20 protein-coding genes are annotated in these 20222 nt (G+C 66.7%); 11 read left to right on the forward strand and 9 right to left on the reverse strand.

The window, feature by feature from the left end; genetic code table 11:
* Positions 1-251 precede the first annotated feature (251 nt).
* Both AC50X6_RS15550 and AC50X6_RS15555 read left to right on the forward strand, forming a co-directional pair.
* Positions 252-2030, forward strand: coding sequence for a DEAD/DEAH box helicase (locus AC50X6_RS15550; RefSeq protein ID WP_494967082.1), 1779 nt, complete (start codon positions 252-254; stop codon positions 2028-2030).
* A 9-nt stretch (positions 2031-2039) separates the two neighbouring features.
* Complete coding sequence (locus AC50X6_RS15555; protein WP_494967083.1) at positions 2040-2912, forward strand: DNA-methyltransferase; 873 nt, start codon at positions 2040-2042, stop codon at positions 2910-2912.
* Positions 2913-3002: 90 nt separating this feature from the next.
* Here AC50X6_RS15555 and AC50X6_RS15560 read toward each other — a convergent pair whose 3' ends face one another.
* On the reverse strand, positions 3003-3848 hold the full coding sequence (locus AC50X6_RS15560; RefSeq protein WP_494967084.1) for a PHP domain-containing protein: 846 nt from the start codon (positions 3846-3848) through the stop codon (positions 3003-3005).
* 71 nt (positions 3849-3919) lie between these two features.
* On the opposite strand from AC50X6_RS15560, the gene AC50X6_RS15565 reads away from it, so the two are divergent.
* Positions 3920-5503 carry an aminopeptidase P family protein gene (locus AC50X6_RS15565; RefSeq protein WP_494967085.1) on the forward strand — a complete coding sequence of 528 codons (1584 nt, stop codon included), beginning with the start codon at positions 3920-3922 and terminating at the stop codon, positions 5501-5503.
* A 495-nt stretch (positions 5504-5998) separates the two neighbouring features.
* Here the strand turns inward: AC50X6_RS15565 and AC50X6_RS15570 are convergent, their stop codons facing one another.
* Positions 5999-6889 (reverse strand): YflT domain-containing protein, encoded by an 891-nt coding sequence (locus AC50X6_RS15570; protein ID WP_494967086.1) that lies wholly within the window; start codon positions 6887-6889, stop codon positions 5999-6001.
* A 77-nt stretch (positions 6890-6966) separates the two neighbouring features.
* On the opposite strand from AC50X6_RS15570, the gene AC50X6_RS15575 reads away from it, so the two are divergent.
* The 3 genes from AC50X6_RS15575 to AC50X6_RS15585 are packed head-to-tail and all read left to right on the forward strand — an operon-like array spanning position 6967 to position 10257.
* Positions 6967-8250: a magnesium transporter MgtE N-terminal domain-containing protein gene (locus AC50X6_RS15575; RefSeq protein ID WP_326965751.1), complete on the forward strand. Its 1284-nt coding sequence runs from the start codon at positions 6967-6969 to the stop codon at positions 8248-8250.
* A complete protein-coding gene (locus tag AC50X6_RS15580; RefSeq protein WP_494967087.1) occupies positions 8231-9043 on the forward strand; it encodes a DUF1003 domain-containing protein in 813 nt (270 codons plus the stop codon). The genes AC50X6_RS15575 and AC50X6_RS15580 overlap by 20 nt, the downstream gene beginning before the upstream one ends.
* 11 nt (positions 9044-9054) lie before the next feature.
* On the forward strand, positions 9055-10257 hold the full coding sequence (locus AC50X6_RS15585; RefSeq protein WP_494967088.1) for an Mrp/NBP35 family ATP-binding protein: 1203 nt from the start codon (positions 9055-9057) through the stop codon (positions 10255-10257).
* Between the two features lie 182 nt (positions 10258-10439).
* Here the strand turns inward: AC50X6_RS15585 and AC50X6_RS15590 are convergent, their stop codons facing one another.
* The 3 genes from AC50X6_RS15590 to sigE form a co-directional block, all read right to left on the reverse strand.
* Positions 10440-10832, reverse strand: coding sequence for a twin-arginine translocase TatA/TatE family subunit (locus AC50X6_RS15590; protein ID WP_326965754.1), 393 nt, complete (start codon positions 10830-10832; stop codon positions 10440-10442).
* Positions 10833-10912: 80 nt separating this feature from the next.
* Complete coding sequence (locus AC50X6_RS15595; protein ID WP_494967089.1) at positions 10913-11908, reverse strand: anti-sigma factor; 996 nt, start codon at positions 11906-11908, stop codon at positions 10913-10915.
* An 8-nt stretch (positions 11909-11916) separates the two neighbouring features.
* The gene (gene sigE / locus AC50X6_RS15600) at positions 11917-12540 is read right to left on the reverse strand and encodes an RNA polymerase sigma factor SigE (RefSeq protein ID WP_326965756.1); all 624 of its coding nucleotides are present in this window, start codon (positions 12538-12540) and stop codon (positions 11917-11919) included.
* Between the two features lie 280 nt (positions 12541-12820).
* Between sigE and AC50X6_RS15605 the strand changes: the two genes are divergently transcribed.
* Positions 12821-13453 (forward strand): O-methyltransferase, encoded by a 633-nt coding sequence (locus tag AC50X6_RS15605; protein WP_494967090.1) that lies wholly within the window; start codon positions 12821-12823, stop codon positions 13451-13453.
* A gap of 128 nt (positions 13454-13581) precedes the next feature.
* On the opposite strand, the gene AC50X6_RS15610 is transcribed toward AC50X6_RS15605, so the two are convergent.
* From AC50X6_RS15610 to AC50X6_RS15625, 4 genes are all read right to left on the reverse strand, one after another.
* On the reverse strand, positions 13582-13749 hold the full coding sequence (locus AC50X6_RS15610) for a DUF3117 domain-containing protein (protein ID WP_069949162.1): 168 nt from the start codon (positions 13747-13749) through the stop codon (positions 13582-13584).
* A gap of 232 nt (positions 13750-13981) precedes the next feature.
* Positions 13982-15232, reverse strand: a complete 1251-nt coding sequence (locus AC50X6_RS15615; RefSeq protein ID WP_494967127.1) for a putative hexosyltransferase — start codon at positions 15230-15232, stop codon at positions 13982-13984.
* Between the two features lie 145 nt (positions 15233-15377).
* Positions 15378-15758: a DivIVA domain-containing protein gene (locus tag AC50X6_RS15620; RefSeq protein WP_494967091.1), complete on the reverse strand. Its 381-nt coding sequence runs from the start codon at positions 15756-15758 to the stop codon at positions 15378-15380.
* An 82-nt stretch (positions 15759-15840) separates the two neighbouring features.
* Positions 15841-16710, reverse strand: a complete 870-nt coding sequence (locus tag AC50X6_RS15625; protein ID WP_494967092.1) for an LOG family protein — start codon at positions 16708-16710, stop codon at positions 15841-15843.
* Positions 16711-16891: 181 nt separating this feature from the next.
* Between AC50X6_RS15625 and AC50X6_RS15630 the strand changes: the two genes are divergently transcribed.
* The 4 genes from AC50X6_RS15630 to AC50X6_RS15645 all read left to right on the forward strand — a co-directional run bounded on the left by AC50X6_RS15630 (position 16892) and on the right by AC50X6_RS15645 (position 20205).
* Positions 16892-17647 carry an amino acid ABC transporter ATP-binding protein gene (locus AC50X6_RS15630; protein WP_326965759.1) on the forward strand — a complete coding sequence of 252 codons (756 nt, stop codon included), beginning with the start codon at positions 16892-16894 and terminating at the stop codon, positions 17645-17647.
* Between the two features lie 79 nt (positions 17648-17726).
* On the forward strand, positions 17727-18608 hold the full coding sequence (locus AC50X6_RS15635; protein WP_494967093.1) for a glutamate ABC transporter substrate-binding protein: 882 nt from the start codon (positions 17727-17729) through the stop codon (positions 18606-18608).
* 98 nt (positions 18609-18706) lie between these two features.
* Positions 18707-19357, forward strand: coding sequence for an amino acid ABC transporter permease (locus AC50X6_RS15640; RefSeq protein ID WP_494967094.1), 651 nt, complete (start codon positions 18707-18709; stop codon positions 19355-19357).
* Positions 19354-20205 carry an amino acid ABC transporter permease gene (locus AC50X6_RS15645; RefSeq protein WP_494967095.1) on the forward strand — a complete coding sequence of 284 codons (852 nt, stop codon included), beginning with the start codon at positions 19354-19356 and terminating at the stop codon, positions 20203-20205. The genes AC50X6_RS15640 and AC50X6_RS15645 overlap by 4 nt, the downstream gene beginning before the upstream one ends.
* Positions 20206-20222: the final 17 nt, after the last annotated feature.

Here is a 20222-nt window from a genome sequence, read left to right on the forward strand (position 1 = left end):
GGGCTGCGTACAGCTAGACTGGGAGGGTAGAGATGGATGCCCGGTCGTTGATTTCCATGATTCCCGAATTCAACAAGCCCGCCCCTACGCGATCTTGAGATACACCCGCTGGTCCCCAGTGCCAGCATTTAGATAGCCCGCGATCGGCTTCCACTGGAATTGCCTGCGCGCCTGAGCGTGCTCCGGAACGGCCTCCCGGCCGGCCCCGTTGAGCAAGCAGCGCAGCCCAAAATGAATAAGGAAACTCCCCTGTGAGTGAATTGCACACGCACCAGCTTCTGACCGACGAATCCGGAACGGAATCGCTTGAGCCGGAAGAGACCATCATCTCGGACGAAAAGCCGCACGAGATTGCCGAGCTGACTTTCGCCGACTACAACGTCCGCGCCGATATCGTGGAGTCCCTTGCCGACGCCGGCATCACCCACCCCTTCCCCATCCAGTCCATGACGCTGCCCGTGGCACTGTCGGGCCACGACATCATCGGTCAGGCCAAGACCGGCACCGGCAAGACCCTCGGCTTCGGCATCCCGGCGCTGCAGCGCGTCGTCGGGCCGGACGACGCCGGCTACAACCAGTTGCCCGCCCCGGGCGCACCCCAGGCCCTCGTGATTGTGCCGACCCGCGAGCTCGCCGTGCAGGTTGCCAGCGACCTGCAGAACGCCGCCCGCAAGCGCAACGCCCGCATCACCACGATCTACGGCGGCCGCGCCTACGAACCCCAGGTCGAGGCCCTGCAAAAGGGTGTCGAGATCGTCGTCGGTACCCCCGGCCGCCTCATCGACCTCTACAAGCAGAAGCACCTGGTGCTCAAGAACGTCAAGATGGTCATCCTTGACGAGGCCGACGAGATGCTGGACCTGGGCTTCCTCCCGGACGTCGAGACCCTGATCGCCGGCACCCCGGATGTCCGCCAGACCCTGCTGTTCTCCGCCACCATGCCCGGCCCGGTCATCGCCATGGCCCGCCGCTACATGACGAAGCCCACCCATATCCGCGCCGCCGACCCGGACGACGAGGGCCTGACCAAGCGCGACATCCGCCAGCTCATCTACCGTGCGCACAGCATGGACAAGATCGAGGTCGTGGCGCGCATCCTGCAGGCCCGCGGCCGCGGCCGCACCATCATCTTCACCAAGACCAAGCGAACCGCCGCTAAGGTTGCCGAGGAACTGGTGGACCGCGGCTTCGCCGCCGCCGCCATCCACGGCGACCTCGGCCAGGGCGCCCGCGAGCAGGCGCTGCGCGCCTTCCGCAACAACAAGGTGGACGTCCTCGTCGCCACTGATGTCGCCGCCCGCGGCATCGACGTCGACGACGTCACCCACGTCATCAACTACCAGTGCGTCGAAGACGAAAAGATCTACCTTCACCGTGTGGGCCGCACCGGCCGCGCCGGCAACAAGGGCACCGCCGTGACGTTCGTGGACTGGGATGACATGCCCCGCTGGGGCCTGATCAACAAGGCCCTCGGCCTGAGCGTCCCGGAACCGGTGGAAACCTACAGCTCCTCGCTGCACCTCTTCGAAGAGCTCGACATCCCGGCAGGAACCAAGGGCCGCCTGCCCCGCAACAAGCGCGTCCTCGCCGGCGTCGACGCCGAAGTCCTCGAGGACCTGGGCGAGACCGGCAAGAGGAATGCTCCCCGCAGCACCGGCAGCACAGGCGGACGTGATGGCGGGCGTGACGGTACCCGCAGCGGAGGGCAAAACAGCGGCAGCACCGGCGGCGGTCGGGACGGGGGCCGCGGCAGCGGACGGGATAGCAGCCGCGACAGCCGCCGCAGCGGCAGCGCCGGCGGCGGACGGGACAGCGGACGGTCCGGAGACCGCCGTCGTACCTCCGACGCCGACGCCACGAGCAGCCCGGCGGCAGAGCCGACGGCAGCCGTCGCAGCCGTCAAGCCGCCCACCGAGGTAGACCGCGCCACCCGCGCACGCCGCAACCGGACCCGCACCCGCCGCCGCAACGGCGAAGTGGTCGCCGGCGACGCCCAGGCCGGGTCTCCGGTAAGCAGCACCGAGGCCTGACCTCTCCCCATGACAGAGAACGTCTGGGCGCCGGACGGCAGCAACCTGGTGGTTCACGCGGACAACGCTGACTACCTCCCCACGCTGCCGGACGGCGCCTTCACCCTGATTTACGTGGACCCGCCGTTCAACACCGGCCGGGTCCAGACGCGCCAGGGAACCACAATGGTGGTCAACGCCGCAGGCGGGGGCGACCGGGTGGGGTTCAAGGGCCGGTCCTACGACACGATTAAGGGCGCCCTGCACCGGTACGACGACGCCTTCAGCGACTACTGGTCCTTCCTGGAGCCGCGGCTGGTCGAGGCGTGGCGGCTGCTCGCCGATGACGGCACCCTGTACCTGCACCTGGACTACCGGGAGGTGCACTACGCCAAGGTGATGCTGGACGCCATCTTCGGCCGGGAGTGCTTCCTGAACGAGATCATCTGGGCCTACGACTACGGCGCGCGGGCCAAGTACCGCTGGCCCACCAAGCACGACAACATCCTCGTGTACGTCAAGAATCCGGCGAAGTACCACTTCGACAGCGCCGAGGTGGACCGGGAGCCGTACATGGCGCCCGGCCTGGTCACACCGGCCAAACGCGAGCTCGGCAAACTCCCCACAGACGTCTGGTGGCACACCATCGTCTCGCCCACCGGCAAGGAGAAGACCGGCTACCCAACGCAGAAGCCCGAGGGCGTGATCCGCCGGGTGGTGGCCGCCTCCAGCCGCCCCGGCGACTGGTGCCTGGACTTTTTCGCCGGCTCCGGAACGCTCGGCGCCGTCGCCGCGAAGCTGGACCGCAGGTTCGTCTGTGTGGACCAAAACCAGCCCGCGATCGACGTCATGGCCAAACGCCTCGCGGCCCACGCCGAGTTCAGCGTCTTCCCGGCCAGCTGACTCCCGTTGCCCTATCAGTCCCGGTGCTTAATCCGGCCGGATGGGGACTCCAACTGATAGCACAACGGGCGGACGGGGAGGGCTGATCCGTCAGCGCACCACGGGTGTTCCGGTGCCGAGTTCCTCGATCCGGGCAAACACCTCGGGCGAGGTCAGGTTCTCGCCCAACAGATTCGGTTTCCCGGCCCCATGGTAGTCGGAGGAACCCGTCACCAGCAGGCCGTGCCGCTCGGCGAGTTTGCGCAGGAACGCCCTGCCCTCCTCGGGATTGTCCCGGTGGTCGATCTCCAGCCCGGCCAGTCCGGCGTCGATCATCTCCCGGTAGGTGCGCTCCCCGACGATCCGTCCGCGGGACGAGGCCACCGGGTGGGCGAAGACCGGCACGCCGCCGGCCGCGCAGACCAGCCCGACGGCGAGTGCCGGGTCCGGCGCGTAGTGCTGCACGAAGTAACGCGAGTGCGACGTCAGGATGGACTCGAAGGCCTCGGTACGGTCTGCCACCACGCCCGCGGCGACAAGCGCGTCAGCGATGTGCGGCCGGCCCAGGGTGGCACCGGGCGCCACATGGTGGATGACGTCGTCCCAGCTCAGCGGATAGTCCTCCGCGAGCAGGCTGACCATCCGTTCGGCCCTGACGAAGCGCGCGTCCTTGGCCTTGGTGATCTCGTCCAGCAGGCCGGGGTGCGCCGGGTCATGCAGATAGCAGAGCAGGTGGACGCTGATGCCTTCGGTGGTCCGGCAGGAGATCTCCATGCCGGGAGCCAGCGCAACTCCATGTTCCCGGGCCGCGAGCGTCGCCTCGGCCCAGCCGTCGGTCGAGTCGTGGTCGGTCAGGGCCACGACGTCGAGTCCCGCCTCCGCCGCGGAGGCCATCACCGCACCGGGCGCTTGGGTGCCGTCGGAAACGTTCGAATGGGCATGCAGGTCTATCCTCACCACACCAGCCTAGTAGATGGGCAACGCCCGCCTGTTGGCCTCGGCCGCGCCGCTGGTGAGACGATAGATGCGTGAACGATGCAGATAACACCACAGTCTCCGCTTCCCAGCCCCTCGAAGAGCGCGTCAACAACCGCTCGCAGCGGCCCAGTTCCGCCGCTTTCAAGGCCTTTATGGCCAGTAACTGGGCCCCGTCCCGGGATGAACAGCCGGAATGCGACGCAGTTGCCGGCCATGCCGCCACCCGCCGCCGCGCAATTTCAGAGCAGTTCAAAGGCGAACGCCTGGTCATCCCCGCCGGTCCGCTGAAGGTCCGCTCGAACGACTGCGACTACCGCTTCCGCCCGCACTCCGGCTTCGCGCACCTCACCGGACTGGGCCTGGACCACGAGCCCGACGCCGTGCTCATCCTGGAGCCTGCCGGCGAAGGCAAAGGCGACGACGGCGGCCACCACCATGCGACGCTGTACTTCCGCCCGCTGGCCGGCCGCGACACCGAGCAGTTCTACGCCGACTCCCGCTCGGGCGAGTTCTGGATCGGGGCCCGGCCCAGCCTCGCCGAGTTCAAGGCCCGCCTTGGCCTGGCGACCGACGACATCAGCGAGCTCGAGCTTGCCATCACCAAGAACGTGGGCGCCCCCGAAATCGGCGGCATCTCGATACGGCTGGTGCGCAAGGTGGACGAGAACATCGACGCCCTTGTGGACACCGCCCGCTACAACACGGCCAAAGATCCGGAAAACCTGGACCTTGGCATCCTCGACGCCCTCGACGAGTTGCTCTCCGAAGCCCTCTCCGAGCTGCGCCTGCTCAAGGACGAGTGGGAGATCGAGCAGATGAAGACGGCCGTCGCCGCCACCGTGCAGGGCTTCACCGAGGTGGTCAAGGCCCTGCCCCGGGCACTGACCCATCAGCGCGGCGAGCGCGTCGTCGAGGGCGCGTTCTTCGCCCGGGCCCGGGAGGACGGCAATGAGCTCGGCTACGACACCATCGCGGCCGCCGGAAACAATGCCACCGTGCTGCACTGGACCCGGAACACCGGCAAGGTCAATGCCGGCGAGCTGTTGCTGCTCGACGCCGGAGTCGAGGCGGACTCGCTGTACACCGCGGACATCACCCGCACACTGCCGGCCAACGGCACCTTCACCGAGATCCAGCGCAAGGTCTACGAGGCAGTGCTCGACGCCGCCGACGCCGGCTTCGCAGCGGCCCAGCCCGGCACCAAGTTCCGCGACATCCACACCGCCGCGACCACAGTCCTGGCGGAGCGGCTCGCCGGCTGGGGCCTGCTGCCGGTGTCGGTGGAGGAAGCCATCAGCGCCGAGGGCCAGCAGCACCGCCGCTGGATGCCGCATGGCACCTCCCACCACCTCGGCCTGGACGTGCACGACTGCGCCCAGGCCAAACGTGAACTGTACCTGGACGGTGTCCTCACGCCCGGCATGGTCTTCACGATCGAGCCCGGCCTGTACTTCAAGAACGAGGACCTCGGCATCCCCCAGGAATACCGCGGCATCGGTGTCCGCATCGAGGACGACATCCTCATGACCGCGGCCGGCCCGGTCAACCTCAGCGCCGCCCTGCCGCGCAAGGCCGACGACGTCGAATCCTGGATGGCGGGCATCTACCAGGAAGCCAACGGCCAGAACCCCTAGTTCCACCGCAGGCCCGCGGCGCATGGTCCGGCTGCAGGCCTGCACCACCCGGGGCATACCGCCGCCATGGAAAGCCCAACCAGAAAGCCCAGCGGAAAGACCCGTCCAAAAACCCCGTCCGGTTCTCCGGACGGGGCTTTCTGTGCGCGGGCCTAAGCCCTGACCGGGCAGCGCTGGCCAGCGGGCATTTTCGATAGTTCGTCGGGGTCTTGGCCCGGGGGCTGGGAGGGCACTGCTCAGGGTCATGCCCCGCGCCGGGGCCAGCGGATGGACATAGTCCCGTTGTGCCCGGTCCCGGGGCGCAAAGAATGGACATGTCCCGCTGGACTGGACACCGGCCCGAAGGGACATGCCCCGCGCCGGAGCCAGCGGATGGACATACTGTCATTATGTCCAGTTCCGGGCGCGAAGAATGGACATGTCCCCCGGAGCGAAAAGGCCGAGGCCCTGTCTAACTGCCCGCGTCCAACCCCAACGAACTAACGAAAATAACCACTAGCGCTGTGAGCTGTCCTGGCCCGGTTCCTGCTTGGGCCCGTCGGTGACGCGGACACCGTACTGCGGGCGGCCGTCGGGCAGGTCCGGATACGCGAAACCGGCCGGCTTGGCGGCCTCTTCCGCCTCCGGCGCGGCAGCGGCTGCTGCTTCAGCCGGACCGGCGGCCTGCTGCGGGGACGGCTCAGCCTGCTGGCCTGCGGCCGTTTGCCGGCTGTCCTGGGGAGTCTTCTGGCCGTAGGGGTCATTCCAGCCCGCGGGGCGCTGCGGTGCCTGGCCCTGCTGGCCGGGCTGACCGGACTGCTGGGAACCGTGCTCCGGACCCGGCTGGTATGGCTGGTGCTGGGCGTAACCTGTGCTCCCGGCCGAAGCCGAGGCGTCATGCTGCGTCATCGGGAGCTGGTGGAGGAGCCGGCGCGCCTCGTTTGCGGCTTCGAAGGAGACAACGACGTCGTAGTTGGTCGCCACTACCTGGCTGGTCGAGGTGAAGTCACGCTTTCCGCGCTGCATGGCGTACGTGACGATGCCAAAGAGCATAAAGAACGCGGCACCCATCAGCACCGACGTCACGATCGAGAAGGCACCGTCGGTCGTGGAGAAGAAGGAGAGCATGATGCCGACGAACAGGCCGAACCACATGCCGCTGGCCGCGCCGGAGAGGGCAACCCGGGGGTAGGTGAGCCTGCCCGTCACCCGCTCCACCATTTTGAGTTCGTTGCCTACGATCGATACCATCTGCACCGGGAACTGCTGGTCCGCGAGGTAGTCCACCGCCTTCTGGGCATCCAGGTAGGAATTGTAGGACCCGACGGTGTCGCCCTTAGGGACACTGCGGGCCTCGTCCGGGCCGGAGGGGGCACCAGCCCTGGGGGCACCAAAAATGTTTGACATAGTCCCATTCTTACCTATCCGGCTGTGCATCGCCTGCAAATTCAGCTAAAGGAGAGCAGACTGGGTAGCCTGTACAGGTGAGCACAAATCTTTCGCGGGTGTTTGTTGCGCGCCTCCTCGGACTGGACGTCTTCGACCCGCTGGGCGACCGCCTGGGCCGGCTGCGCGACGTCGTCGTGCTCTCCCGCGGAAACCGCGGCGCCCCCCATGTGGTGGGCATCGTCGTCGAGGTGCCGGGAAAGAAACGCGTCTTCGTGCCGATGACCCGGATCACTTCGATCGACCCGACCCAGATCATCTGTACGGGACTCGTCAACCTGCGCCGCTTCGAGCAGCGCGGCGCCGAGACTCTGGTGGTGGCCGAACTGTTCGACCGCCGCGTGACCCTCGCGGACGGCAGCGGGGATGCGACCATCGAGGACATCGCGATGGACAAGCACCGCTCCGGCGACTGGTTTGTCAGCAAGCTTTTTGTCCGCCGCGGCCATTCCCTCTCGCCGCTGAGCAGGCTGCGCCGCAACGAAACCATGATCATTGACTGGGCCGACGCGCAGCAGGGCGCCCGGACCGAGCCGCAGGCCGCCACCCAGTTCGTCGCCACCCACGAGGACCTGAAGCCGGCCGACTTCGCCGAGGCCCTCCAGGAGATGAGCGACAAGCGCCGCTTCGAGGTTGCCAGCGAACTCCAGGATGAGCGGCTCGCCGATGTCCTCCAGGAGATGCCGGAGGGTGACCAGGTGGAGATCCTCTCAGCCCTCGACGTGCACCGCGCCGCAGACGTGCTGGAGGAAATGGACCCCGACGACGCCGCCGACCTCCTCGCCGAACTACCCAGCGCCCAGGCCGAACAGCTGCTGCAGCTGATGGAGCCCGAAGGCGCCGAAGATGTCCGCCGCCTGCTCGAATATGACGAGGACACCGCCGGCGGCCTGATGACCCCGGTCCCGGTCATCCTGCCTCCGGAAGCCACCGTCGCGGAAGCCCTCGCCCACGTCCGCCGCGAGGAGCTTTCCCCGGCGCTGGCGTCATCAATCTTCATCGCCCGGCCCCCGCTGGAGACGCCCACCGGCCGTTTCCTCGGCGTCGTCCACATCCAGCAGCTTCTGCGCTACCCGCCGCCGGAGCCGCTGGGCAACCTGGTGGACAAGACCCTGGAACCCGTGTCGGACCTGGCACACATCAGCGAGGTGGCCCGCACGCTGGCCACCTACAACCTCAACTCGCTCCCCGTCGTCAACAGCGACGGTCGGCTTGTGGGGGCGGTGACTGTTGACGATGTGCTGGATCATCTGCTGCCCGATGACTGGCGCGCCCACGAGGACGATGTCCCGATAAGGAAGCTTGGAGGCCGCATTGGCTGATAACACCGCACCCAGGAATCCGCCGGTCCGGCCGGGCAGCAAGACGGCCAAGGGAAGCCTCGATACGCCCCTGAGCGGCCGCCAGCGGATCCTGCCGAAGTTTTCCCCCAACCCGGACGCCTTCGGCCAGACCACGGAAGGCTTTGCCCGGTTCATGGGCACGCCGCAGTTCCTGGTCTACATGACGGTGTTCGTCCTCCTCTGGCTGGTCTGGAACACCTTTGCCCCGGAGGAGTGGCAGTTCGACTCGCGCGCCCTCGGGTACACCCTCCTGACTCTGATGCTCTCGCTCCAGGCTTCCTACGCCGCGCCGTTGCTGCTGCTCGCCCAGAACCGGCAGGATGACCGGGACCGCGTTTCACTCCAGCAGGACCGCCAGCGCGCCGAACGGAACCTCTCCGACACCGAGTACCTGACCCGGGAACTGGCGTCACTGCGCATCGCCCTGCGTGAGGTCGCCACGCGCGACTACGTCCGGGCCGAATTGCGCAGCCTGCTGGAGGACATGCTGGAGGCGCAGGAGGAACTGCGCACCCACGATCCGGCTGCAGGCGTCCACGAATCCCCGCGGGACAAGGTCAAGGAGAAGCTGAAGGAACGCCGCGACAAGCAACGCAGCCCCCGGAACCAGCAGGTCCCCCGGGTCAAAACCGGCAGCAAACCGGATTCCAAGTCCGACTCCAAATTGGATTCCAAGTCGGACTCTAAGCCGGATTCCAAGTCCAGCAGCAGCCCGGACGCCGGTCCGGACGTGCCCGGCCCCCCGGTACACCGCACGTCCCCCGGAAGCTGAGTGTCCACCGCATGAGCACCGCACCGGATGTCACCCCGCCGGACGCTCCCCTGGGCTCCTCCCCGGATCCGTCGCAGGACCATTCCGCGGCCTCCCCGCTGCGCAAAGCAGTGCACGCCGCCCTCGCCACCGTGATCGATCCTGAACTCCGCCGCCCCATCACCGAGCTGGGCATGGTCGACACGGTGCAGATTTCCGACGGCGGCATGGTTCGGATCGCCGTACTGCTCACCATCGCGGGCTGCCCCCTGCGCGGCACCATCACCGCCGACTGCGAGGCGGCGCTGTCCGCAGTTTCGGGGGTCACTGCCGTCGAGGTGGAGCTTAAGGTCATGACCCAGGGGCAGCGCGACGCCCTCAAAGAGCAGCTACGCGGCGCCGGCGGCCAGCGCGGGATCCCCTTCAACGAGCCCGGTTCGCTGACCAAAGTGTACGCCGTCGCCAGCGGCAAGGGCGGCGTCGGGAAATCATCGGTCACCGTAAACCTGGCCTGCGCCCTGGCCGCGAAAGGGCTGCGCGTAGGGATCGTGGATGCGGACGTCTACGGCTTCTCCGTGCCGGCCCTGATGGGCATCACCCAGACGCCCACCCGGGTGGATGACATGATCCTGCCGCCGGTGGCCTACGGGGTCAAAGTCATCTCCATCGGCATGTTCGTCACCGGGAACCAGCCTGTCGCCTGGCGCGGACCGATGCTGCACCGGGCGCTCGAACAGTTCCTTACTGACGTGTACTTCGGCGACCTCGATGCCCTCTTCCTGGACCTGCCGCCGGGCACCGGCGACATCGCCATCTCCGTGGCCCAGCTATTGCCCAAAGCGCAGATCCTCGTGGTGACGACGCCGCAGGCGGCTGCCTCGGACGTCGCCGAACGGGCCGGCGCCATCGCGACGCAGACCGGCCAGACCGTGGCCGGCGTAGTGGAGAACATGTCGTACCTGGAACTTCCCGACGGCGCCCGGATGGAACTGTTCGGCAGCGGCGGCGGCGCCGTACTCGCCGAGCGGCTGTCCGCCACGGTGGGGGCCGAGGTCCCCCTGCTGGGGCAGATCCCGCTGGACATCCTGCTCCGTGAAGGCGGCGACGAGGGGGTTCCGCTGGTGCTGGGCCGCCCGGAGACGCCGGCGGCCCTAGCGTTGCTGGACATTGCCGGAAAGCTCGCGTCGGTCCCGCGAGGGCTGAAAGGTATGCCGCTGGGGCTCCAGCCGCGCTGATGGGGCCCGGGGCGCGGAGTTGGGCTGCACCGCGGGTAACGGTGGGGGACATGCCCATTCTTCGCACCCGGGACCGGGCATAAGGGCACTGTGTCCACCCGCTGGACCCGGCGCGGGGCATGCCCATGGGGCTCCAGCCGCCCGGATCGGGCCAGGAGGCCGCGCTGGCCGAGATCCCGCTCCTAGGTCGCCTCGGAGTCGAACGGAGCGGACTCGCCGTCGGGCAACCGCTCGATGACCCGGGCCGGGCGCTGCTCCGCGGCGGCGGCCGTTGCGGCCACCGACACCGCGGCCGGTGCACCGGCGCTGACCGGCTTGCTGTCATCGTCCAGCAGCGCTTCCTTGATGATTCGCCGCGGATCGTACTGCCGGGGATCGTACTTCTTCCAGTCGACGTCATCTATGTCGATGCCGACTTCGTCCTTGATCTGCTCCCGCGCCCCCGATGCCATGCGGCGGACTTCCTTGACGATATTGGCAAGTTTCTGGGTGTATTCGGGCAGCCGGCTGGGACCAATCACCAGAAGGCCGATGATCAGCAGAAGTAAGAACTCCGGTCCATTGATTCCAAGCACTGTAGGAAGATTACCCTCTCAACCGGAGCAGAGACGATTCGGCGCTGCCACACGACGGCGACCCAGCGGAAATGCCCGCGTCACGGCGCCAGGAACTCCAGGATCCGGCCCAGTCCGCGCTCCATCCGCGCCTTAAGACCGCCCGCATGGCTTTCCCCGGCTCCGACCGCTGGTGTGCCCGGAGCCGGATCCGCCGCGGCGCCAACGGAGCCGGCCCGCATCAGAGCCGCCACGCCGTCGTCCGCCTGTTCTGCGGGCTGATCCGAAATGTACGTGAACGTCGCGGCGGACGTCTGATAGATGGCACGGAAGGGCGCCGCCGGGTTTACCCAGAGCCCGTCGTGTACCGAGGTGAAGCCGTCAGCGGGTGCGGGGCGGCCGGTGAGCACATTGACCGGCGGTGTGCCGCTGGGCAACGGCAGTACGTCCGGACCTCCGTGCTGTTCCATGACCGTCGCGAAGTGCTGTCCGTCAGTGAGCCGCAGTTCCAGGACCTCCCCGCCAGCCACCACGCCGCCCCTGGCCCAGACCAAGCGGTAGCCCAGCTCCCCCAGGTCGGGACATGTCCATCCCTGGGAGCGCAGCCCGTTCAGCTGCACCGCGGTGAGCGCTCCGGCCGGGGTGATGTCGGGTTCGCCAGCGACGCTCAGGCGGGAGGCGGCACCGGCACCGGCGGATGTTCCTTCGCCGCTGGGTAGGTCCTTCTGCAGGAAGGCAGATGACGTGACCCCTGCCGCCAGCGGCGGGGCGTCGCCGCCGAGGAGGTAGGCGGAGCCTGCCATCAGCGTCGCGGCGGCTGCCGCACTTCCAGCCACAAGCGCCGCGAGCCGCCGCCCGCGGTGCGGACCGGGGCTCCGCGGTGCGGCTGCCGCCGCCGGCTGTTCCGAGGCCAGTTTCTCGGTACGGGCCAGCAGGCGTGCGGTCAGGTCGTGGCTCGCGCTGGGGATCCCGGCGCCGCGGAGCCGTTCAAGGTACTGGCGCTCCCGGCGCTGCTGCAGCAGGCACTCGGTGCACAACTCCAGGTGCCGGTGCCGCGGCTTGTGCCGGCTCTGCCGCCATCGTTTGAGTGAGCCCATCGCCCGGTTCAGAGCAGGCCGGCGATGCGCGGCATCGCAAGCCGCGGCTTCAGGGACTGTTTGGGGCGCGGGTCGCGGTGCGCGAGCTTCTCCCGGAGCATGGTCCGGCCGCGGTGGATCCGTGAGCGCACGGTTCCGAGTTTGATGCCGAGGGCCACCGCCACCTCGTCGTAGGACAGGCCTTCAAGGTCGCAGAGCACAACGGCCGCACGGAAGTCCGGCGGCAGCTCTTCGAGGGCGGCCTGAACATCGAGGTCAAGGTTGTTGAATTCGAAGCTTTGCTCCGGGCCCGGCTCGCGTCCGGGAAGCCGCGACTCGGCGTCTTCTGACAGCGCATCGAAGCGGATCCGGCTCTTGCGCCGGGCCTGGTCAAGGAAGAGATTTGTGGTGATCCGGTGCAACCATCCATCCAGGGTGCCCGGCTTGAAGTTCGCGAGTGATCGGAAGACCCGGACGAACACTTCCTGGGTAAGGTCTTCGGCGTCGAACTTGTTGCCCGTCAGCCGGTACGCGAGGCGGTAAACCTTCGCGGAGTGGTTGGTCACCACTTCCTCCCAGCTGGGCCGGACCCATTCGGCTTCGGCCGTGAGCCGGGACTCTTCAGTTTCAGGGACAACTGTCTGAACCGACATCGTCCGCTCCCCTCATGGATGGTACTAACGCCGTGGACGGTGCTTGCGGCGGCAAGCTCCTGCTTCATCCTTGATTCGGCGCCGATCACCACGCGGATGAGCGGATACCCATCATTTCAAAACAAGCTGGGAATTTCCTGACGCGGAGGGGCCTTCTGCCCACGGCGGAACCGTGGTGTCCGCCATCACATCCGCAGCGGAGGCGCCTCCCGTCCGGGCCCCGCAGAACACAGTACGCTGGAGACAATACTCCCTCTGCCGCCCAGAAAGTGATACCCCCATGAGCGCCGATAAGTCCACGAGCTGGTCCTACGCAGAAGATCTGCCTGCCGAGGATGAGGTCCTGTTGCACGCGCGCGAACGGTCCTTCGAGCTGGGCGTCACCCCGGTAGGCTCCGGCGTCGGCGCAGTCCTGACCGTGCTCGCCGCCGCCTCGAAAGCGCAGACCGCCGTCGAGATCGGCACCGGTGCCGGGGTGTCCGGTGTCTGCATCCTGCGGGGCCTGGGGCCGCAGGCCGTCCTGACCACCATCGACGTCGACGTCGAACACCTGAAGGCCGCCCGGGAAGCGTTCCAGGAAGCCGGGAGCCCGGCCAACCGCACCCGCACCATTTCCGGCCGGGCTGCCGACGTCCTGCCCCGGCTGACCGACGGCGCCTACGACCTAGTGTTCATCGATGCCGACAAGCCGAACTACCCCGGCTATGTGGAACAGGCCACCCGGCTGCTCAAATCAGGCGGCCTGCTGATCGTCAACGACGCCCTGGACAAGGACCGCGTCGCCAATCCGGCCGCCCGGGATGCCACCACGGTGGTCCTTCGCCAGGTGGGCAAGGCCATCCGCGACGACGACCGCCTCTCGTCAGCCATGCTGCCCACCGGCGATGGCCTCCTGATCGCTGTCAAGAAGTAGCGCTGTCAAGGAGTAGCGCCGTCAAGAAGTAGCGCAGCGGCCGGGTACTGGCAGGCAACCAAACAGAGGGCGGGATCGGCAGCCAACCGGATGCCGGTCCCGCCCTCTGGCGGAAGTGTGGGGTGAAGCTACTCGGTAACGCCGACGAGGCATTCTTTCAGGTTTGTGGCTTCGGCGGAATTAAGTTCGACCACGAGCCGTCCCCCGCCTTCCAGCGGAACACGCATGATCAAGCTGCGTCCCTCTTTGGTAACTTCCATCGGGCCGTCGCCGGTGCGTGGTTTCATAGCCGCCATAAGGAATATCCCCTCCATTGGTCCAGTGACTTACCAGCCCGACCGGGCTGTGTCCGCTTAGTCAATCAAGCTGCCCGGTCGCCGTGATGGGAGACATCAGGGCCACAAGCTCAGTTTGCTTCTTGTCCTTGCTTACCAACTATTATCCCGTAACAACGCGCCGGTAGCTAATCGTTGGACATTCCGCCGCGCCGCACCATGCCGGGCCGGCAGCCCGGAAAGGTAACATGCGTCACGGCGGATAGTCCCCTCCGCCGGGCAACGGCGCCCACGCCCAGAGCCAGACAATCCAGACAATCTGGAGCAGCAGGAACATGACCACCACGGTGCCTCGGTAGGCGCGGGACCGGGAGATCAGGGCCGCGCTCAAGGCGAGCGGGAACAGCGGAAGCAGCATCCGGAAGGTACTCGTCTGCGGATGCAGGAAGATCAGCAGATAGCCCAGATAGCAGGCGCACCACAGGCGCAGTTCAGGGCCAAGCGCCCGCACCGGGCGTGACATCATGACGAGGACGAAGGCGGCAACAAACACGAACGGCGCCAGGACACCCAGCGCCGGACCGAACAGCAGGATGCCCGTGTCGAACCAGGGCTTGAAGGGCACCAGGTCGCCGCCGCGCCAGACGGATTCCGTCCTGGTGTAGGCCTGGATATCTCCGGTGGCGGCCCAGGCAATCGCGGGCCACAGCAGGGCGCCGATCCCGCTGACGGCGGTCAGCCCGGCCAGGGACCATAGTTCCGGGTTGCTGTGCTGCACGGCGCCTGCCTGTCCGGCGCCTGTCTGTCCGGCGCCTGTCGCGAGGCCGTCATCCCCTTGCCGGCGGGCAGCCCGGCGCTGCCAAACCCGGTAGAGGAACAGCAGCCCTACCATGGCCGCGAACGGCACGCCGGTGGGCCGGGACAGGCACATCAGCACGACGACGGGCATGGCCCACAGATAGCGCCGCCGCACCACGAGCAGCAATGCGGCCGCGAGCAGGAGGAGGTTCAGTGACTCCGCATACGGCACCTGCAGCACCGGCGAGACCGGGAAGGTCGCGAAGAAGATCGTCCCCCACAGCGCGGTGAGGTGCGACGCCTTGTGCCGGAAGAGGCTGTAGACCACGAGGGCCGCCGCCAGACCGCAGACCGTGGCGATAAGCGTCAGGGCAAGGGCGGGGTCCATCCCCGTCACGCCGGCAACCACCCGGCCCAGCATCGGGAACAGGGCGTAGAAAGCCCAGGCGTTCTCCTGCACACTGCCTGCCGCATCGGTCGGCAGGACCTCCGGGTAGCCGTTCTGCAGGACTTCGCCGTACCAGCGGGCATCCCAGACGTTGACGAACAGCCAATAGTCCGGCTTGGCCGGAAACCAGGGGTTGACGCCCTGGTGCAGGGCCGCTGCCATGAAGATCCAGGCGCTGACGAGTCGCGCCGCCAGGTACAGCCCGGCCACCTGGATCCACCACGGCCACCGCGCCACCCGGGCGCCGGCGGAGGCCATCCGGTGCCAGGCTCCAGAGTTCACGCCCGGCGATGTCAGGTCAGGGACACCGGCCGGCAGGTTATCAGGACCGCTCGGCGTTTCCTGGTGCGCCGTTTCGTTCTGCGGCGTCGCCCTATCCGCTGTTTCCCTATGCGATGTTTCCCTATTCACGGGCTTGCCCCGGCGCGGTCCGCCGACCGTCAAGTTCCGCTCCGAGCTCCGCAATTTTCAGGTCTTTGGCGGCGAGCCTGTCCCGCAGCTCGTCCAGCACCTGGTCCACCTGGTCCATCCGGTAGCCCCGGAGGCCCACGGCAAAGCGGAGGCGGTCGACGTCGGCCGGTTCCGGCTCGGCAGGAAGCAGCACCGGCGGCAGATTGGCCCCCGGCTCGTCGAAGCCGTCGTCGAGGGGCGGCAGTCCGCCGTCGTGCAACGTGCTGTCGTTATGGCCGCCGCGTCGGCGGAAGATTTTCGACGCCGTACGTGTGCCGAGCAGGACGGCGACGCCGATCAGCGCTATCGCAAGGAAAACCAGGAAGAAACTCACAACCCCATCGTGCCAGAAGCCGGCCCCCCGGCAACCCAGCCCGGCTGTTCAGCTCACTCTGGCGGCTCGGCCGGGCGCGGTGTTACCGGGGGTGGGTGCCAGTTCCCGGACCGGGGTTGTGGCCGTTCGGGTTCCGGTGCCGGGCGGCACCCGCCACTACGAGCTCGACGGCGAGCGCCGGATCGTCCACCACCTGTACCAGGTCGAGGTCAGGCTCGGACACCATGCCCTCTGACACCAGCGTGGTCTGAATCCAATCCATCATCGGGCTCCAGAAGGCCGTCCCCACGAGCACAATCGGGAAGGACGTCACCTTGCGGGTCTGGACCAGGACCATCGCTTCGAAGAGCTCATCGAGGGTTCCCAGCCCGCCGGGCAGAACGATGAACCCCTGGGCGTACTTCACGAACATGGTCTTGCGGGCAAAGAAATAGCGGAAGTTGATGCCCAGGTCCACCCACTGGTTCATGCCCTGCTCGAAGGGAAGTTCGATTCCTAGGCCAACCGACACCCCGTTGCCCTGTACCGCTCCCTTGTTGGCGGCCTCCATGGATCCCGGGCCGCCGCCTGTGATGACGGCCAGACCGGCCTCGGCAAGCTTCCGGCCCACCTCTACGGCGAGTTCGTAGTTGTGACTACCGGGCAGGGTGCGGGCGGAGCCGAAGACGCTCACCGCCGGGCCGAGGTCGGCGAGGGCGCCGAATCCTTCCACGAATTCGCTCTGGATCCGCAGGACGCGCCACGGATCCGTGTGGACGAACTGTCCCGGACCCTTGGTGTCCAGCAGGGTCTGGTCGGACATGGTGACCTTGGCCTGTTTGCGCCGCAGCTCCAGCGGGCCCTTGCGCCGGATGCCGTTTGCCGGCTGCGTTTCGCGCTTTCCGGTGGCCGGCTTTGCCGCAGCGTCCTGCTTCGGGTCCTGGCCTGGGCGGTATTGCGGATCGGTACTCATGCCCACAGGGTAGCGCGGAACACCTTGCATTCCCCTTCAGGGCCCGTCGGCTGCCGCGTGCCCGGAAGGTTGGCCGACCCTGCCGCGAGAGTCCTGACCTGCAGGTATCTCTTGAATCACGATCTCCAGGAAGTCGGAGTGATTGCAGTCATATGCCGCTAATGTTCGCTAGATTCTTCTTATGACTACTCAAGTGCCCGGCGATGCGCTCGTCTCCCTGAATGCCGTCAACAAGCATTACGGCCAGTTGCACGTCCTGAAGGACATTAACCTGTCCGTCCGCAAGGGCGAGGTTGTGGTTGTCATCGGGCCGTCGGGCTCCGGCAAGTCAACGCTGTGCCGCGCCATCAACCGCCTCGAGACAATCGACGACGGCGTCATCAAGATCGACGGCAAGGAACTCCCCGAAGAAGGCAAGGAACTGGCCAAGCTGCGCGCCGACGTCGGCATGGTCTTTCAGTCGTTCAACCTCTTTGCGCACAAGACGATCCTGGAGAACGTCACGCTCGGGCCCATCAAGGTCAAGGGCATGTCCAAGACGGAGGCGGACAAGGACGCGATGGCGCTGCTGGAACGCGTCGGCGTAGGGCACCAGGCACCCAAGCTTCCGGCCCAGCTTTCCGGTGGCCAGCAACAGCGTGTCGCCATTGCCCGGGCCCTGGCGATGAAGCCGAAGGTGATGCTCTTCGACGAGCCAACGTCCGCCCTTGACCCGGAAATGATCAACGAGGTCCTCGACGTCATGATCCAGCTGGCCAAGGAAGGCATGACCATGATCGTGGTCACCCACGAGATGGGCTTCGCCCGCAAGGCCGCGGACCGCGTGGTCTTCATGGCCGACGGCCAGATTGTCGAGGACGCGACCCCCGAAGAGTTCTTCACCAATCCCAAGAGCAGCCGCGCCAAGGACTTCCTGTCCAAGCTGCTGACCCACTGATCCAAGGTTCCCACCCACTGCTTCACTCCGAGTTCGCTCCCTGGCCGCCGCGCGGCGGCCGTCCAATGAAAGGTATGTCATGAAGGCATTTTTGACCCGAAGGAAATCCCTTCTGGTGGCCGCATCCGCAGTTCTGGCGCTCAGCCTGAGCGCCTGCGGCGGCACGTCCTCCACATCCAACCCGCCCGTGGCCGAAAAACCGAGCTTCGCCGCCGACACCGCCATGGCCAAGCTCTCATCCGCGGGCAAGATCACCATCGGCACCAAGTTCGACCAGCCGCTGTTCGGCCAGAAGGGCCTCGACGGAAAGCCGGTCGGTTTCGACGTTGAAATCGGCAAGCTGGTCGCCGGCAAGCTCGGTATCCCCGCCGACAAGATCGAATGGGTGGAGACGGTCTCCGCCAACCGCGAGCAGTTCATCAAGCAGGGCAAGGTGGACATCATCATCGCCACCTACACGATCAATGACAAGCGCAAGACGGAAGTCGACTTCGCCGGCCCGTACTACGAAGCAGGCCAGGCGCTCATGGTGAACAAGGACAACACATCCATCACCAAGCCGGAAGACGTCAAGGGCAAGAACGTTTGCTCGGTGACCGGATCCACCCCGGCAGGCACCATCGTGGAGAAGTACGGAGCGACCCTTGTTCCGGCCGCCACGTACTCCGCCTGCCTCGAGCCGCTGCGCAACAAGCAGGTTGAAGCGATCACCACCGACAACGTCATCCTCGCCGGCTTCGTGAACAAGGAACCGGACGCCTTCAAGCTGGCCTCCGACCAGACGTTCACCAAGGAGCCCTACGGCATCGGCCTGAAGAAAGACGACAAGGTCTTCCGCGGCTGGATCAACGACCAGCTGGAAGCCTTTGCCAAGGACGGTTCCTATAAGAAAGCATGGGAAGCCACCGCGGGCGCAGTCATCAAGACCGCTCCGGAACTTCCCGCGCTCAACCGCTACTAGTCAGGTGTGGCGGTTGCCGGGGCGCGCGCCCGTCGCCGCTCCGGCAACCGCCACTCCCGTCTTCCGCTCGAATCCCCTCAAGGCAGCCGAAGGAATCTATGGACGTCATCATTGAAAGCCTCCCCCAGTACTGGGACGGCTTTCTCAGAACCCTCTTCCTGGCCGTGGTCTCGGGGATCCTGGCTCTAATTTTTGGTACCCTGCTCGCGGCAGCCCGCGTATCGCCCGTCGCCGCCCTGCGCGGCTTCAGCATGACGTACGTGGAAATTGTCCGGAACACCCCGCTGACCATCGCCTTCTTCTTCGCTGCCGTGGTGTTGCCCCGCCTCGGGGTGACCTTCCAGCAGTTCGAAGTCGCCGCCATCATCGCCCTGAGCGCCTACACTGCGGCCTTCATCGCCGAGGCGGTCCGCTCCGGCGTCAACAGTGTGCCCGTGGGCCAGGCCGAGGCCGCCCGCAGCATCGGGATGAAATTCAGCCAAGTGCTGTCCCTGATCATCCTGCCGCAGGCTTTGCGGACGGTTATCCCTCCGCTGATCAACATTCTCATCGCCTTGGTGAAGAACTCCTCCGTGGCCGGAGCGTTCTTCGTGCTGGAACTCTTCGGCTACGGCAAGCAGCTGGCCAACGCCAACGGCGACGCCGTGATGTGGGTGCTGGTCGGGGTCGCGTTCTTCTACCTGCTCATAACCGTCCCGCTTGGCTACCTCGCCAATGTGGTTGAACGAAAGGTGGCGATCGCCCGATGAGCTCAGTACTCTACGACGTCCCGGGTCCCAAGGCCCGCCGGGTTTCCCTGATCGGCTCTATCGTGGGGATCATCGTCATCGGTGCCCTCCTCGCCCTGGCTGTCACGACTTTGGCCCAGCAGGGAATCTTCGAGGGCCGGCGCTGGGCCATCTTCGGCCAGGCTGATGTCTGGACGCTGATCGCCAACGGCCTCGGCGCCACGCTCAGCGCCGCTGCGGTGGCGGCCGTGATTGCTTTCCCGCTGGGCCTTCTCCTGTGCCTGCTGCGCATTTCCGAGATCGCATGGATCCGGGTGCCCACCAGGATTGTGCTGGAATTCCTGCGCGGCATGCCCGTAGTGCTCATGATGCTGTTCGTGCTGCTCGTCTTTGCCACCAGCTCCTTCGTCGCCGTCGTGGCCGGCCTTGTCCTCTACAACTCGGCAATTTTTGCCGAGATCATCCGGGCCGGCATCCAGTCGCTGCCGAAGGGCCAGCGTGAGGCAGGACTGGCGATCGGCCTCACGAGCTTTCAGTCGCGGCTGACCGTCGAGCTGCCGCAGGCCATCCGGCGCATGCTGCCCTCGCTGGTCGCGCAGCTCGTGGTGCTACTCAAGGACACCTCGCTCGGGTACATCGTCGCCTACGGCGAGCTGCTGCGTGCCGTGCAGGTCATGGCGGACTTCCTCGGGCCGCAGTTCCTGTTCCCCGTGTTCTTCGTTGCGGCGGCCATCTACATTGCGATCAACCTTGCGGTTTCGCGCCTCGCCATCTGGATCGAGCGGCGCGGTTCCAAGAAGGCGGCCGGGGGCACGGCCGGAGCTGATGCGACCGCACACCTGCAGGTCGGAAACGCGGGCCCTCCGTAGACGCCGCTGCGCCCGCG

It is taken from the genome of Pseudarthrobacter sp. HLT1-7 (assembly GCF_059383435.1).

Excerpts from the sequence above, each read along its gene's own strand:
- AC50X6_RS15630 (WP_326965759.1), top strand. The coding sequence starts at position 16,892 with ATGACTACTCAAGTGCCCGGCGATGCGCTCGTCTCCCTGAATGCCGTC.
- AC50X6_RS15640 (WP_494967094.1), top strand. The coding sequence starts at position 18,707 with ATGGACGTCATCATTGAAAGCCTCCCCCAGTACTGGGACGGCTTTCTC.
- AC50X6_RS15625 (WP_494967092.1), bottom strand. The coding sequence starts at position 16,710 with ATGAGTACCGATCCGCAATACCGCCCAGGCCAGGACCCGAAGCAGGAC.
- AC50X6_RS15610 (WP_069949162.1), bottom strand. The coding sequence starts at position 13,749 with ATGGCGGCTATGAAACCACGCACCGGCGACGGCCCGATGGAAGTTACC.
- AC50X6_RS15595 (WP_494967089.1), bottom strand. The coding sequence starts at position 11,908 with ATGGGCTCACTCAAACGATGGCGGCAGAGCCGGCACAAGCCGCGGCAC.
- AC50X6_RS15605 (WP_494967090.1), top strand. The coding sequence starts at position 12,821 with ATGAGCGCCGATAAGTCCACGAGCTGGTCCTACGCAGAAGATCTGCCT.
- AC50X6_RS15570 (WP_494967086.1), bottom strand. The coding sequence starts at position 6,889 with ATGTCAAACATTTTTGGTGCCCCCAGGGCTGGTGCCCCCTCCGGCCCG.
- AC50X6_RS15635 (WP_494967093.1), top strand. The coding sequence starts at position 17,727 with ATGAAGGCATTTTTGACCCGAAGGAAATCCCTTCTGGTGGCCGCATCC.
- AC50X6_RS15585 (WP_494967088.1), top strand. The coding sequence starts at position 9,055 with ATGAGCACCGCACCGGATGTCACCCCGCCGGACGCTCCCCTGGGCTCC.
- AC50X6_RS15645 (WP_494967095.1), top strand. The coding sequence starts at position 19,354 with ATGAGCTCAGTACTCTACGACGTCCCGGGTCCCAAGGCCCGCCGGGTT.
- sigE (WP_326965756.1), bottom strand. The coding sequence starts at position 12,540 with ATGTCGGTTCAGACAGTTGTCCCTGAAACTGAAGAGTCCCGGCTCACG.
- AC50X6_RS15555 (WP_494967083.1), top strand. The coding sequence starts at position 2,040 with ATGACAGAGAACGTCTGGGCGCCGGACGGCAGCAACCTGGTGGTTCAC.
- AC50X6_RS15615 (WP_494967127.1), bottom strand. The coding sequence starts at position 15,232 with ATGGCCTCCGCCGGCGCCCGGGTGGCGCGGTGGCCGTGGTGGATCCAG.